The sequence below is a fragment of the Haloferax mediterranei ATCC 33500 genome (assembly GCF_000306765.2).
Lineage (GTDB): Archaea > Halobacteriota > Halobacteria > Halobacteriales > Haloferacaceae > Haloferax > Haloferax mediterranei.
Genome location: NC_017941.2, coordinates 307,441 through 319,888, shown reverse-complemented (window position 1 = coordinate 319,888; position 12,448 = coordinate 307,441). Strand labels below are relative to the sequence as shown.

Genomic DNA, 12,448 nt, shown 5'->3' with positions numbered 1-12,448 from the left:
GTTAGCGCACCGGCTTCTCAGCGTTTCCACGGACGAGTTCGATCATCGAGACACCGTTGACCTTCTCGACCTTGTAGTTGACACCCGAAAGGTCACCCATTGCGCGACCCTTCGCACCACCGATACCGGCGATGGTCACTTCGTCGTGCTCGTCGATGAACGAGATTGCACCGTCACCGGGACAGAACGCGGTGACCTGCTTTCCGTTCTTGATGAGCTGAACACGGACACATTTCCGGATTGCCGAGTTCGGCTGCTTTGCTTCGATACCAACCTTCTCGAGGACGATGCCACGACCCTGCGGGGCACCCTCGAGCGGGTCGGACTTCTTGCCGAGACCGCGCTCACGGCGCGCGTACTCAGAGTCGGACCATCGGCGCTTCTGCCGGTCCTTCTTGAGCTTGCGCGCGGCGTATTTGCCGTTCGCCATAGTGAACGTGATTTCCAGATGGAGCTACTTAAGCCTCCCTTTTCGAATCCGGCGAGACGGATTCAGGAGCGATTAGCGACCCCTAAGGACGAATCTGAGGCCGTCTCGTCGATTACAACGACGGTCCCTCGTGGACGGAGAGGGACTGAACTGGCCGGAGAGTGTGTCGTTTCGGTTGAAGAAGAGTCGTCTGAGACGCCCAAAATCAGCGTCGGGATGTTACTCACCGACGAAACCACGCCGAGGAGACCGCTGACCTCTCTGCCCGGTGCTGGATGAAAAACGTGTAGACGGTATCGTGGCCGGGTGTGGCGCTCACTACCGTCCTACCGTAGGTCCGCAAAACGAGACCGACGCCGCGAGAGAATGCCGCGACCGTCTACGTCAACTGGATATCGTCGATACCGTAATGCCGACGCGCCAATTCACGAGCGGTGTCGATGGTCTTCCCATTCGAACCGATTGCGACACCGCGGTCCGCTTCCGCGACTTCGACGTACGCGACAGTGTCGTTCTGCTCTGAGAGAGTCACGTGCCGGACGGCGGCCGGTGCGAGCGCGCTCGCGACGAACGCCTCGGGTGTGTCGGCGTCTTCGACGAGTTCGACGGACCGACCGATTCGGCGTTCGACGGACTGAACCGTCCGCCCGCCGGGACCGATAGCCGTCGCCATGTCGCCTGCGGCGACGAGGAAGACGACGCGGTCGTCGAAGACGAGACAGTCGTGTGCGGTCGCGCCGGTTTCGTCCTCGAAGAGGGCGATGTACCGACGGGCCGTGTCCGACAACGTAACTTTCATTTTCAGTCGTCAGACGGTTCGGGTGCCGCGCTGGCTTCGGCGTCTTCGACATCGAGCGACCCCATCCTGAGGTCGACGTCGCCGGTACCGATTGCAATCGGCTTGCCGACAATGACGTTCTCGATGACGCCGTCGAGGTCGTCTTCCTCGCCGTGAATGGCAGCGTCGAGCAGGTGGTTGACCGTAACCTCGAATGCGGCACGGGCGAGGACGGAGTCCTTCGACCCGGAGATGCCGTGACGGCCGATGGACTCGATGGTCCCATCGTTGGTCATGATGTCCGCAACCAGCATCAGGTGACGAATGTTCACGTCGTCGAGACCCTGCTCTTTGAGCGTGTTCATCGTCTCGTCGATGATTGCCTCACGAGCGGCCTCGATACCGAGTTGCTTGTGTACCTCGTGGATGTTGTTCGAGGTGGTGCGCGAGGCGTCGACGCCCTCGATAGAGAGCACGTCGCCGAAGGCCGACCCTTCGGTGTAGAGGACGAACTCCTCTTCGTCGGTCTCTTCGTTCTGCTCCTTGCGGATGACGACGCGCGAGACCTCTTCGATGCCTTTGAACACGATGTCGCGCAGTTCCTCGACGAGTTGGAGGAGACGGCGATAACTCGGGCTCTCGGGACCGAATTCGATGAGTGTTCCCTCGCGGCGGGTCTTGACGCCGAGTGCATCTTCGATGGTGTCGGCGATTTCGCTCGCGACGACACCCTCGTCGTCGTAGGTCGGCCACCGTTCGAGGAGCGTCTCGTCGTTGAGGTTGACCTGGACGACCATGTCGGCGACGTTCGTCGAGATGTCACCAAGGGCCAGAATCTTCGTGGACTCAATGTTCCAGACGACCTGGTGGGCGAGGTCGCGGTTCTCGGCGTACTCGTCGTCGAGGTAGACCGTCATCATCGGCGTGTCGGGCGTCTTCCGCGCGTCCACCAGTTCGATGAGACGGGGAAGTCCCTGCGTCACGTCGATTTCGGCGACGCCTGCGTAGTGGAACGTGTTCATCGTCATCTGCGTTCCCGGCTCACCGATAGACTGTGCCGAGACCGTCCCGACGGGGTCGAGCGGGTCGACACGCGTGTCGAGGTAGCGCGCCTCGACGGCCTGTGCGATTTCGCCGGCCTGTTCGAGGGAGACGCCCTCGCGGTCTTCGATGGTTTGGTAGATACGGTCCCTCAGGCGTCGAGACAGTTCCTTGGACTCGACGACATCGACGATATCCTCGTCGACGTGTTCGTATTCGGAGATTGCGGCGTTGTCAGTCATCGGATTCGACCCCCGCACGGCCGCTGATGCGCGGCTCTGCGTGTTCGGAGAGGTTGGTCGGCGGTGCGCGCTCGCCGAGGAAGCGTTCCTTCTCTTCGGTGGATCTGAACTCCGCGTCGATGACGCGGTCGGCGATGTTCTCGACGTCAATCGGCATCTCGTCGTCCGACGAGACCTTCACCGGGCTCGTGCCGTCTTCACCGAACTCGAACTGAACGATGGTGCCCGACGTGTCGCGGACGGAGCCGTCGTACTGCGCTTCGAGTTCGGACAGGGCGTTGATGAGACGACGCTGCAGGTACCCGGACTTCGAGGTACGAACTGCCGTGTCGACCAGCCCTTCGCGGCCACCCATCGCGTGGAAGAAGAACTCACGCGGCGTGAGACCGGCACGGTAGGAGTTCTCGACGAACCCGTGGGCGTCGGCCGAGAGGTCGCCTTTCTGGTAGTGGCTCAGGGTACGGTCTTCGTACCCGCGGTTGATGCGCTCGCCCCGAACTGCCTGCTGACCGACACAGCCGGCCATCTGGGTCAGGTTGAGCATGGATGCACGCGCACCGGATTTGGACATCACGACTGCCGGGTTATCCTCTGCGAAGTGGTCCTCTGCGATTTCACCGGCAGAGTCACGTGCCTTGCCGAGGCGCTGCATAATCTTCATTTCGAGCGTCTCGTCGACCGAGCGGCCCGGCAGCGATTCGAGTTCGCCCGCCTCGTAGATTTCGATGAGTTCCTGAATCTTGTCGTAGGCGGCGTCGATAGCCTCGTCGACCTGCGCCGTGGCCTCGTCCGGAATCGACTCGTCGTCGATACCGATGGAGAGACCGAAGTGCATGATGGCGCGCATCGCGAGCGAGGCAATCTCGTTGATGAAGATGCGCGAACGCGTCTTCGAGTAGTCCTTCGCCAGCACGTCGACGATTTCCCCGCCGAACGCGCCGACTGCGTCCTCGTCGATAGTACCTTCGACGAGTTGGCCGTCAACGATGCTGACCGTGTCGCCGACCTTCGAGGTGAACTCCATGTTCAGGTCGTCGGGCAGGAGTTCGGAGAAGATCTGACGGCCCGTCCAGTACGGGATACCGTCTTCGTCCTCGCCCGCCGGTTCTGGGAGTGTGTCCACGCGCGTCGCGCGGAGCAGGTCGAGCGCCTGCGTCTCGACGAACTCCGGGTTGTCGTGCGTGAGCAGGTACGTTCCCGAAATGTGGTCCTGAATAGCGCCGATGATGTTCTCACCGAAGCGCGGCGAGAGAATCTGCTCTTGGACGCGCATGAGGACGCGTGCCTCAGCACGAGCCTCCTCGTTCTGGAGGGCGTGCATGTTCATCTCGTCACCGTCGAAGTCTGCGTTGTACGGCGGACAGACAACCGTGTTCAGGCGGAACGTCTTGTACGGCATCACGACGACTTCGTGTGCCATAATGGACATCCGGTGCAGCGATGGCTGTCGGTTGAAGATGACGATGTCACCGTCGACGAGGTGTCGGTTGACCTCCCAGCCGAGTTCGACCTTCTCTGCGAGTTCTTCGCAGTTCTTCTCTGTTACCTTGAGGCGACGACCGTCGGGACGGCGGACGTAGTTCGCACCGGGGTGGCTCTCGGGTCCATTACGGACGTACTGTCGAGCCTCGTCGATGTTGCGCTCGGTGACGTTCATCGTCTGGGTCATCTCCGTCGCAACGCGGTCCGGAACACCGACTTCGTTGAGCGAGAGGGTCGGGTCCGGCGAGATGACGGTACGCGCGGAGAAGTTGACACGCTTACCCGAAAGGGAGCCACGGAAGCGCCCTTCCTTGCCCTTCAGGCGCTGGCTGAGCGTCTTGAGGGGTCGGCCGGAGCGGTGGCGTGCCGGTGGCGTGCCCGAAATTTCGTTGTCGATGAACGTGGTGACGTGGTACTGAAGGAGTTCCCACAGGTCCTCGATAATGAGTTGCGGGGCACCAGCCTCGCGGTTCTCCATGAACCGCTGGTTGATGCGGATGATGTCCACAAGCTTGTGGGTCAGGTCGTCCTCGGAGCGCTGGCCGTTGTCCAGCGTGATAGATGGACGGGCCGTGACTGGCGGAACCGGAAGGACGGTCAGAATCATCCACTCGGGACGCGACCGTTCGGGGTCGATACCGAGCGTGACGAGGTCGTCGTCCGGGATGTCCTCGAACCAGTCGCGAATGTCCGAGGGCATCAGCTTGTTCATGTCCTCTTCGGTCAGGTCGAGGTCGAGCGCCTTTTCGAGCGCCTTTCGGTCGTCGCCGACCGGGCGGAACTCGCCAGCGAGCACCTGATTGATGCGGTCGGCGTCGAGTCCGGTCTGCTCGGCGAGAACCATCGGGTCGACGCCCTCGTCGTCCTCGTCGTCGGGGTCGGGCTGCATCGCTTCGGCGATGCGCTCGGAGTAGTCCCCGGCGAGCACGTTCTGGACCTCGTAGTAGGTCGTCGGCTTTTCGTGTTTGATGTCGTGCTGGGGCGAGCCACAGTGCGGACAGCGGTGGGCCTTGCGGGCCTGCCGGACTGCCGACTTCATCACGTCGCTCCAGTCGTCGCCGAGTTCCTTCGTGCGACCGAGTTTACCGTGGTACTCCTCTGCTTCTTCCTGCGTGAGCGCGAGGCGACCGCACTCGCGGCACGTCGAGCGGAGCAGGCGACGGATGAGCTTCGTGAATCCGACGTGGATGACGGGCGCGGCCAGTTCGATGTGGCCGAAGTGCCCGTTACACGACCCGGAGTGCTGACCGCAGGTGCGGCACTGCAGACCGGGGTCGATGACGCCCAGACGAGGGTCCATGAGACCCATGTCGATTGGGTAACCGTCGTCGTCGTAGGTGTCCGCGGTGATGACCTTCGTCGCGGACATGTCTCGGTACGTCTCCGGGTCCATCAACCCGAACTGGATGCTGCCGATTTCTTTGGGTGTCTGCATTGACATGTGTGGTTAGACCGCGTCCTTCAGTTCGATGCGCGGGCGTACGCCGAGCGCAACCATCTCGTCGAGAAGCAACTTGAACGCGTAGCTGATCTCGATTTCGTGGATGTTGTCCTCGTCGCCAGTGACCGGGTCGTAGATGCGGCGCTGGTCGCGGTCCTCGACGGCGACCATGCCGGTGTCGGCGGAGATGTAGACGCTCTCCTTGTCGGAAGAGTCGAGCAGGCGCTCTTGGAGCACCATCGCGGCACCGTGTCCGATGACGGTGTCACGCTCCATCTCTCCGAGACGAAGCCCACCCTCCCGGGCACGACCTTCAGTCGGCTGACGGGTAAGCACCTGCACGGGACCGCGCGAGCGGGCGTGCAGCTTGTTGCTCACCATGTGGTACAGTTTGTGGTAGAAGATGATGCCGACGAAGATTTCGGCCTCGATCTTTTCGCCGGTGACGCCGGAGTACATGACCTCCTTGCCGGAGGACATGAAGCCGCGTTCTTCCAGCGCGGACCGAAGTTCGTGTTCGTCTTCGCCCTGGAAGGCGGTCCCGTCGACGCGTCGACCTTCGAGCGCGCCGACCTTACCGCCGAGCATCTCCAGCACGTGGCCGACCGTCATGCGCGACGGCAGGGCGTGCGGGTTGAGCACGAGGTCGGGAACGACGCCGTCGGCGGTGAAGGGCATGTCTTCCTGCGGGGCCAAGTGACCCACGACACCCTTCTGTCCGTGTCGAGATGCGAACTTGTCGCCGAGTTCCGGAACCCGCTGGTCGCGGACGGAGACCTTGGCGAGTTTCGAGCCGTCTTCACCCTCCATGAGCGTGACGGTGTCGACAACACCGGACTCTCCGGAGCGCATCGTGACCGAGGTTTCGCGGCGCTTCTGCGGCGAGAGACCGGCCATGTCGTCGGGTTCTTCGAGGAACCGCGGCGGCGAGGTCTTGCCGAGCAGGACGGAGTTCTCGTCGACGACCGTCTCGGGGTTGACGAGACCGTCTTCGTCGAGGTGCGAGTACGCGTCTTCACCGCGTGCGCCGCGCACGTCCTGTGACGGAATTTCGAAACGGTCTTCCTGACCGCCGGGGTAGCGACGCTCTTCGCCTTCGTAGGTTCGGAAGAAGTGCGAACGAGCCAGTGCACGCTCGACCGAACCCTTGTTCATGACGAGTGCGTCCTCGATGTTGAACCCCTCGTAGGACATCACGGCGACCACGAAGTTCTGTGCGGCCGGCCGCTCGTCGAACCCGATTTGCTCCGTGGTCTGCGTTTTGACCATCGAAAGCTGCGGGTAGTGCATGAGGTGCTGCCGGGTGTCGGGGCGGATACGGTAGTTCGCCGCCGGAAGCCCCAGCGACTGCTTCATCATCCCTGCACCCATCGTAATACGCGGCGATGCGTTGTGTTCCGGGTACGGAATCATCCCGGCACCGATACCGAAGATGAGTTGCGGGTCGATTTCGAGGTGCGTGTGGTCCTCGTTGATCTCGTCTTCGTCGACCGCGACGTAGATGTCTTCTTCCTCTTCAGCGTCGATGAATTCGACAAGCCCGCGCTCGACGAGGTCGTCGAAGTCGAGGTCGTTGTTTTCGAGCGCCTCGACGTGTTCGTCGCCGAGGAGCGGTTCACCGCCTTCGACGACGATGAGGGGACGGCGGGCGCGACCAGCGTCCGCGTTGATGATGACTTCGCGGGTGCGCTCCTTGATGGAGACGTTCACCATCTGGCTGACGTCGCCGCGGCGACGCGCCTCACGAATCTGTGCCGCGAGTTGATTGGGGTCGGGGTGGGTCCCGACGAGACTACCGTTTACGTATACTTTCGCTTCTCGCTGTGCCTGAGCCATGTTAGTCGTCTGCGGGTGTGGCGTCGACGCTGTCGATGCCGGGGATACCCTCGACACCCATCGACGCAAGTTCTCGCTTCAATGCCTGTTCGTCTTCGACGTCCTGGGAGAGCTCCATCGCCTGCGCGAAGTTCTTCACCAGACCACAGTTCGGTCCTTCGGGCGTCTCCGAAGGACAGATGCGACCCCACTGGGTCGCGTGCAGGTCGCGTGCCTCGAAGTGGGGCTGCGACCGCGACAGCGGGCTCCGGAGACGACGCAGGTGCGACAGCACACCCATGTAGTCCGTCCGGTCGACGAGCTGGGAGACGCCGGAACGGCCACCAACCCAGTTCCCCGTCGCGATGGGGTGTTCGAGCCGTTCGGTAAGCACGTCGGACCGGACGACCGTGCTCACCGTGAGGTTACGGTTACGCATGTTAGCGCGCTCGAGCTGGTACTTCACGTCGCGTGCCAGCTTGTTGAGCGCCGTCCGGAAGAGGTCCTTCATCAGGTCACCGGACACCTTGAGACGCTTGTTGGCGTAGTGGTCCTTGTCGTCGGAGTCACGGCGCTGCAGCGCGAGTTCGAAACACGCCTCGGCCATGCGGCAGAGGTAGTACGCCTTGTTCATGCGCACTTCCTCTTCTTCGGCACCCTCCTCGTGGAGGTGCGGCAGAAGATAGCGGTCGATAACGTAGTTGGCGCGCTTGAGCTGGTAGTTCTTGCCCTGCCCACCAGCGACGCGCTTGCCGAGTGCCTCGATAGCCTGTTCTTGGGTCTGAACCTCGGCCTCTTCGAGGTTCTCGAGCATGAACTTCACAATCTCGGGGTCGTCGGAGACGCGGTGGACGATCTCCTCGTCGGATTCGAGCCCGAGTGCGCGCACGAGCGTAACGAAGTCGACGCTCCCGGAGACAGATGGGAACGAGACTTCGAGCAGTCCTTCGCGGTTGCGCTCACAGAGAACGAGTGCGCGGTAGCCGCGGCGCTGACTGAAGGTCTTGGCGACCTGAATCTCGTCGCCGTACTTCGTGTCGTACTCGGCGAGAATCTTGTTCGGAGCCAGGTCTTCCGAGGTCATGAGCACGCGCTCGGAGCCGTTGACGATGAAGTAGCCGCCGGGGTCGACGGGGTCTTCGCCGATTTCGACGAGGTCGGCGTCGGAGAGTTCCGCGATGTTACACTTCGAGGAGCCGACCATGATGGGCATCCGACCGACCTTCGTTTCGGCGGTGTCGACGACGACTTCCTCTTCTTCTTCGCCGCCACGGACGATGGACATCTCCATGAACACGGGGGCGGAGTACGTGATGTTACGCAGGCGCGCTTCCTGCGGGAAGAGCAATTCCTCGGAGCCGTCGGCCTCGCGGACGCGGGGCGTCTCGACGCGGACGCCACCGAGTTCGACGTAGACCGGCTCTTCGCCTTCCTTGTCACCGATGTCGGTCTCGATGGTGGCTTTTTCCTCGACGACATCCATCATGCCGCGTTCGAGGAATGCGTTGAAAGAGCGGAAGTGGTGTTCAGCGAGCCGTTCTTCAGAGAAGTACTTGCGAGAGACCTCGCGTCGCGCTTGTCGATTCATTCAATCACCAGTCGATATACGACTGCTTTGTCTGTCGTTCGCGAATTCCGAACGATCTTGATGACATCGCCGGGCTCTGCGTCCTCGGGGAGCGCCGGGTCTTTCCTCTTGATCTTCGGGAGATTCGTCTTCTCGACGTTGTACTCCTGTAACACGTCCTCGACGGCCTCGTCGTCGAGAAGCGTGTGTTCCGGAACCAGTTTGTGTTGGCTTACGTCTACCATGTATGGTGCTGCTGGGTGCTGGAAGAAGCTGTCACGGGATACTACGGCAGATTTTGGGAGCCACCCATTTAACACTTGCCAACTGCCTCGAAGAAAGGCGACGCTACCGGAGGTCACGCACCGGAGATGCGCGATTCGTCACGTATTGGCATGTGATATTGTAATATAAATGTCTTCGGGGCAGGAATCGCGGTACCGCGGGCCAAGGCCATTTCAGATGGTAAGTCTTATCTATAAACCTCGGCTACGAATGATTGCAGACGGAGGGCCCGGGTGGTGTAGTGGCCCATCATACGACCCTGTCACGGTCGTGACGCGGGTTCAAATCCCGCCTCGGGCGCTCTCCGTATCTCAAACTCACTTCAGTAAGCCCGGGTGGTGTAGTGGCCCATCATACGACCCTGTCACGGTCGTGACGCGGGTTCAAATCCCGCCTCGGGCGCTTCTCTAATTTCAACTCGTCCAGCGAGACGTCTCGTCGCCGAGCGGCACCGAGTGAAATTTGTGAACGTTGGCAGGCGGGATTTGAACCAAGGAGCGACGCGAGCGTCAGCGAGCAGAGCGACCGAGGTTCAAATCCCGGCGAGGCAGAGCCTCGCCGACCTTCGCAAGCCTTCGGGGTGCTCAGTCCCAGTCCGGGCGTACGTTTCGGTGGAGAGTATCACCCACCAACAGTCCTTATCCTCCACCGGCTCTCGCAAGTACCAGCAGCAGGAAGACGAGTCCCATCAGGAAGATGCCCCCACCGACGATTCGGGTGAGCGTGACGTTCCAGTCTGCGGGTTCGACGGTCCGTAAGTTGCGTTTGCTCCCGATAGCGTTCAGTTGTTCGAGGACACGTGCAGACCGTCGCGGTTTCACCAGCATCGCAGCACCGAGCAAGCTAACGAACACCCTGGGGATAAGCAAGGGAAGGTTGAGACCTGAACCGATGCTCATGTCAAATATATGATGGAATTCCGTTAACGGTATCGGAACGGACCAATCGGCATCCACCGCACTGTTCGAAGAGTCACGTCCGAAAGACGAACCGAACGGGCCTTTCACCGACGCCCTACCCGAGAATCCCGCCGACAGCAGCCCCAATCGCGACTCCGACCAACGCCGCCAACAGCGTCCCGAACGCGTACCGAGCGGCAGTCCGATAATCGCCGACATCGAGGAGTTCTGCGACACCGACCGCAAACGATGAGAAGGTCGTAAAGGCCCCACAGAACCCCGTTCCGGCGAGCGTCGCCGCCGCATCGCCGACGGGGGCCGCGACGATGAATCCGAGTGCGATGCTCCCGAGGACGTTTACCGTGACGGTACTCCATTTCCCGATGATTTGCTGGTCGACGACGTGCCGCGAGAGCGCGCCAGCCATCCCGCCGACGCCGACGAGAATCGCAGAGAGAAGCGAGAGACTCACCGCCGCCTCCCGACCGCGATACCGGCCGCCGCAGCAACAAAGCCGAGTGCGTAGTTCGCACCGATATTGACCAAACCACCAGTCATCGATAGTGACGCCGTCTGAACGGCGAACGTACTGTAGGTCGTAAACGACGAGAGCATCCCCGTTCCGAAGAGCAACTGCACGCGTCGCGAGGAGACGCTGGTGATGAACGTCCCCAAAATGAAGCTCCCGAGGACGTTCGCCGTGAGCGTTCCCCCTGCGCCGGGAACAGCGACGGAGACGAGGTAGCGCAGTATCGCGCCGACGAAGCCCCCGAAGGCGACCAACGTCAGTTCCGAACGGTCCATACCCACTCTCAGTCGGAGGGACTACTCCATGGTTTCGGAAGTATCGCGTGGCGGTACCGCCACCGGTGTCGCTCCTCCGTCGGGCGTCTTTCGGGGGCGGACTCGAACGTCGTGAATCGACTCCGTGGTGTCGTCGACAACGAGTGCACATCCCCTGTCGCGAGGAAGCCGAGCAGTGAGCGATTCGTCGAAGTACGTCGGGTCGGCGGCGGCCATCGCCGACACGTCGGGACCGGCGGTGAGTCGATGAACGATTCGGAGGTCGGCCTGCGAAACAGCCACCTCGGGGAGTGCCGATGGTCGCTGCGTCGCCAACACGATTCCGACACCGGGTGCGCGCCCGCGCGTGAGAATCGTTCGAAGCGCCGGTTCGGCGACGCTGACGGACGAAGTCTGTCGGGCCGACGAGGACGACTCTCGGCTGTCGCTGCCACCGACGAACGCGTGGGCCTCGTCGACGAGCAACCACGGAAGCCGGTCAGCCGCGTCCGTGACTCGAACGTCGTACAATCCGCGAGCGACGACGCGGACGACAGCACTCGCTGGCGTTTCGTCCATGCTGGACAGGTCGAGTACGTCCGGAGTAGGGCCACAGAGCGATTCGGGGACGAGTCCGTCTTCGGCGAACACGCCCCACGAGTCGGCGAGTGCGAGGTGGTTCGTCGCCGCTCGGCGGGTTTCCGAGGCGGCGTCGGCGTCTTCAACGGCCGCGCGCATGTCCGCGAGCGAGTCTTCGTCGGCCGCGAGTCGCCACACGAGCGACCCGACCGGGTCAGTTGGGTCGAGACCAAGCAGTTCGGGCCACGCGCTCGGCGGGAAGGCGTCGGCGCGGACCGTCGGCGAGTCGTGGACTGTTCCGTCGACCGACGATGCTTCGAGTCCGCCGAAGACACCCATCGGGTCCACGACGACCGGTGCAACGCCCTCGGCTTGGGCTAAGCCCTCGGCGACGACGCCGAGCGTGTGGGATTTCCCGCTCCCGCGTTTTCCGACGACGACGGCCGCGTGGGGACGGTTCACGTCGAGACTGACGGGTGCACCCGAACTTCCGTCGCGGGCGCGGTAGTTTCCGAGGTGACAGACTGGACCGGACTCGTCGGGCGTGCGGCCGATGGTGTGCATGACACGGATTCGTCCCGCGATGCGACTTGAACCTCCGGACGAGGGTTTATATACCAATCCGCGGCCAGACGGGGTATGTTCGATACGTTTCGGTCAGACACGCGCGCCATCGAAGGTCTCCCAGTCAGACTCGTCGTCGCCCTCGTCGTCGGCGTCGCCAGTATGAGCGTCATGCTCAACATGCTCTCCGGCGTGCAGGGACTCGCCACCTCAGAACTCGACGTGAAACCATCACCGGACGTAGTCGGCCCCGGTGCGCAGGACCTCGACTTCACCGTCGTTGACCACAAAGGGAACCCCGTCGAGGGCGCGACGGTTATCGTGAAATCGGGGACAGCAGACGTCGAAACGGTCGAAGCGGAGAAGACGGGCGGCGACGGGGCGGTGAGTATAAACGTCGATGTTGACCTCGGCGCGAACCGCGAGGACGGGACGCTCGTCGTGGACGTGAAGCCACCCGCGGGGAGTTCGTTCGTCGACCGTCGCGAAAATACGAATATTCTGGTCGTTCGGGGCAAGTGAGGGCCGCGTGAGTCGCGGTC

12 protein-coding genes and 2 tRNA genes are annotated in these 12,448 nt (G+C 62.2%); 3 read left to right on the top strand and 11 right to left on the bottom strand.

Going from position 1 to position 12,448, the window contains the following annotated elements; genetic code table 11:
- Window position 1 precedes the first annotated feature (1 nt).
- The 7 genes from HFX_RS01650 to HFX_RS01620 form a co-directional block, all read right to left on the bottom strand.
- On the bottom strand, window positions 2-430 hold the full coding sequence (locus HFX_RS01650; protein WP_004058161.1) for a 30S ribosomal protein S12: 429 nt from the start codon (window positions 428-430) through the stop codon (window positions 2-4).
- A gap of 379 nt (window positions 431-809) precedes the next feature.
- On the bottom strand, window positions 810-1,229 hold the full coding sequence (locus tag HFX_RS01645) for a NusA-like transcription termination signal-binding factor (RefSeq protein WP_004058163.1): 420 nt from the start codon (window positions 1,227-1,229) through the stop codon (window positions 810-812).
- A 2-nt stretch (window positions 1,230-1,231) separates the two neighbouring features.
- The gene (rpoA2, locus tag HFX_RS01640) at window positions 1,232-2,491 is read right to left on the bottom strand and encodes a DNA-directed RNA polymerase subunit A'' (RefSeq protein ID WP_004058165.1); all 1,260 of its coding nucleotides are present in this window, start codon (window positions 2,489-2,491) and stop codon (window positions 1,232-1,234) included.
- The gene (locus tag HFX_RS01635) at window positions 2,484-5,408 is read right to left on the bottom strand and encodes a DNA-directed RNA polymerase subunit A' (RefSeq protein WP_004058167.1); all 2,925 of its coding nucleotides are present in this window, start codon (window positions 5,406-5,408) and stop codon (window positions 2,484-2,486) included. The genes rpoA2 and HFX_RS01635 overlap by 8 nt, the downstream gene beginning before the upstream one ends.
- 12 nt (window positions 5,409-5,420) lie before the next feature.
- Window positions 5,421-7,250: a DNA-directed RNA polymerase subunit B gene (gene rpoB / locus HFX_RS01630; RefSeq protein ID WP_004058169.1), complete on the bottom strand. Its 1,830-nt coding sequence runs from the start codon at window positions 7,248-7,250 to the stop codon at window positions 5,421-5,423.
- Window position 7,251: 1 nt separating this feature from the next.
- Window positions 7,252-8,817: a DNA-directed RNA polymerase subunit B'' gene (locus HFX_RS01625; RefSeq protein WP_004058171.1), complete on the bottom strand. Its 1,566-nt coding sequence runs from the start codon at window positions 8,815-8,817 to the stop codon at window positions 7,252-7,254.
- Complete coding sequence (locus tag HFX_RS01620; protein WP_004058173.1) at window positions 8,814-9,041, bottom strand: DNA-directed RNA polymerase subunit H; 228 nt, start codon at window positions 9,039-9,041, stop codon at window positions 8,814-8,816. The genes HFX_RS01625 and HFX_RS01620 overlap by 4 nt, the downstream gene beginning before the upstream one ends.
- Window positions 9,042-9,308: 267 nt before the next feature.
- Between HFX_RS01620 and HFX_RS01615 the strand changes: the two genes are divergently transcribed.
- Window positions 9,309-9,381: transfer RNA gene (locus HFX_RS01615), tRNA-Asp, on the top strand.
- A gap of 29 nt (window positions 9,382-9,410) precedes the next feature.
- Window positions 9,411-9,483: transfer RNA gene (locus tag HFX_RS01610), tRNA-Asp, on the top strand.
- A 236-nt stretch (window positions 9,484-9,719) separates the two neighbouring features.
- Here HFX_RS01610 and HFX_RS01605 read toward each other — a convergent pair.
- The 4 genes from HFX_RS01605 to HFX_RS01590 form a co-directional block, all read right to left on the bottom strand.
- On the bottom strand, window positions 9,720-9,980 hold the full coding sequence (locus HFX_RS01605; RefSeq protein WP_049917445.1) for a hypothetical protein: 261 nt from the start codon (window positions 9,978-9,980) through the stop codon (window positions 9,720-9,722).
- Window positions 9,981-10,095: 115 nt separating this feature from the next.
- Window positions 10,096-10,452: a fluoride efflux transporter FluC gene (locus tag HFX_RS01600; RefSeq protein ID WP_004058177.1), complete on the bottom strand. Its 357-nt coding sequence runs from the start codon at window positions 10,450-10,452 to the stop codon at window positions 10,096-10,098.
- Window positions 10,449-10,784 (bottom strand): CrcB family protein, encoded by a 336-nt coding sequence (locus HFX_RS01595; RefSeq protein ID WP_004058179.1) that lies wholly within the window; start codon window positions 10,782-10,784, stop codon window positions 10,449-10,451. Before HFX_RS01595 ends, HFX_RS01600 begins: the two co-directional genes overlap by 4 nt.
- 21 nt (window positions 10,785-10,805) lie before the next feature.
- The gene (locus tag HFX_RS01590) at window positions 10,806-11,906 is read right to left on the bottom strand and encodes an ATP-binding protein (RefSeq protein WP_004058181.1); all 1,101 of its coding nucleotides are present in this window, start codon (window positions 11,904-11,906) and stop codon (window positions 10,806-10,808) included.
- 75 nt (window positions 11,907-11,981) lie between these two features.
- Between HFX_RS01590 and HFX_RS01585 the strand changes: the two genes are divergently transcribed.
- The gene (locus HFX_RS01585) at window positions 11,982-12,428 is read left to right on the top strand and encodes a DUF7382 domain-containing protein (protein ID WP_004058184.1); all 447 of its coding nucleotides are present in this window, start codon (window positions 11,982-11,984) and stop codon (window positions 12,426-12,428) included.
- The last annotated feature ends 20 nt before the right edge of the window (window positions 12,429-12,448 follow it).

Excerpts from the sequence above, each read along its gene's own strand:
- HFX_RS01650 (WP_004058161.1), bottom strand. The coding sequence starts at position 430 with ATGGCGAACGGCAAATACGCCGCGCGCAAGCTCAAGAAGGACCGGCAG.
- HFX_RS01585 (WP_004058184.1), top strand. The coding sequence starts at position 11,982 with ATGTTCGATACGTTTCGGTCAGACACGCGCGCCATCGAAGGTCTCCCA.
- HFX_RS01595 (WP_004058179.1), bottom strand. The coding sequence starts at position 10,784 with ATGGACCGTTCGGAACTGACGTTGGTCGCCTTCGGGGGCTTCGTCGGC.
- HFX_RS01590 (WP_004058181.1), bottom strand. The coding sequence starts at position 11,906 with ATGCACACCATCGGCCGCACGCCCGACGAGTCCGGTCCAGTCTGTCAC.
- HFX_RS01620 (WP_004058173.1), bottom strand. The coding sequence starts at position 9,041 with ATGGTAGACGTAAGCCAACACAAACTGGTTCCGGAACACACGCTTCTC.
- HFX_RS01635 (WP_004058167.1), bottom strand. The coding sequence starts at position 5,408 with ATGCAGACACCCAAAGAAATCGGCAGCATCCAGTTCGGGTTGATGGAC.
- HFX_RS01645 (WP_004058163.1), bottom strand. The coding sequence starts at position 1,229 with ATGAAAGTTACGTTGTCGGACACGGCCCGTCGGTACATCGCCCTCTTC.
- rpoA2 (WP_004058165.1), bottom strand. The coding sequence starts at position 2,491 with ATGACTGACAACGCCGCAATCTCCGAATACGAACACGTCGACGAGGAT.
- HFX_RS01605 (WP_049917445.1), bottom strand. The coding sequence starts at position 9,980 with ATGAGCATCGGTTCAGGTCTCAACCTTCCCTTGCTTATCCCCAGGGTG.
- rpoB (WP_004058169.1), bottom strand. The coding sequence starts at position 7,250 with ATGGCTCAGGCACAGCGAGAAGCGAAAGTATACGTAAACGGTAGTCTC.
- HFX_RS01625 (WP_004058171.1), bottom strand. The coding sequence starts at position 8,817 with ATGAATCGACAAGCGCGACGCGAGGTCTCTCGCAAGTACTTCTCTGAA.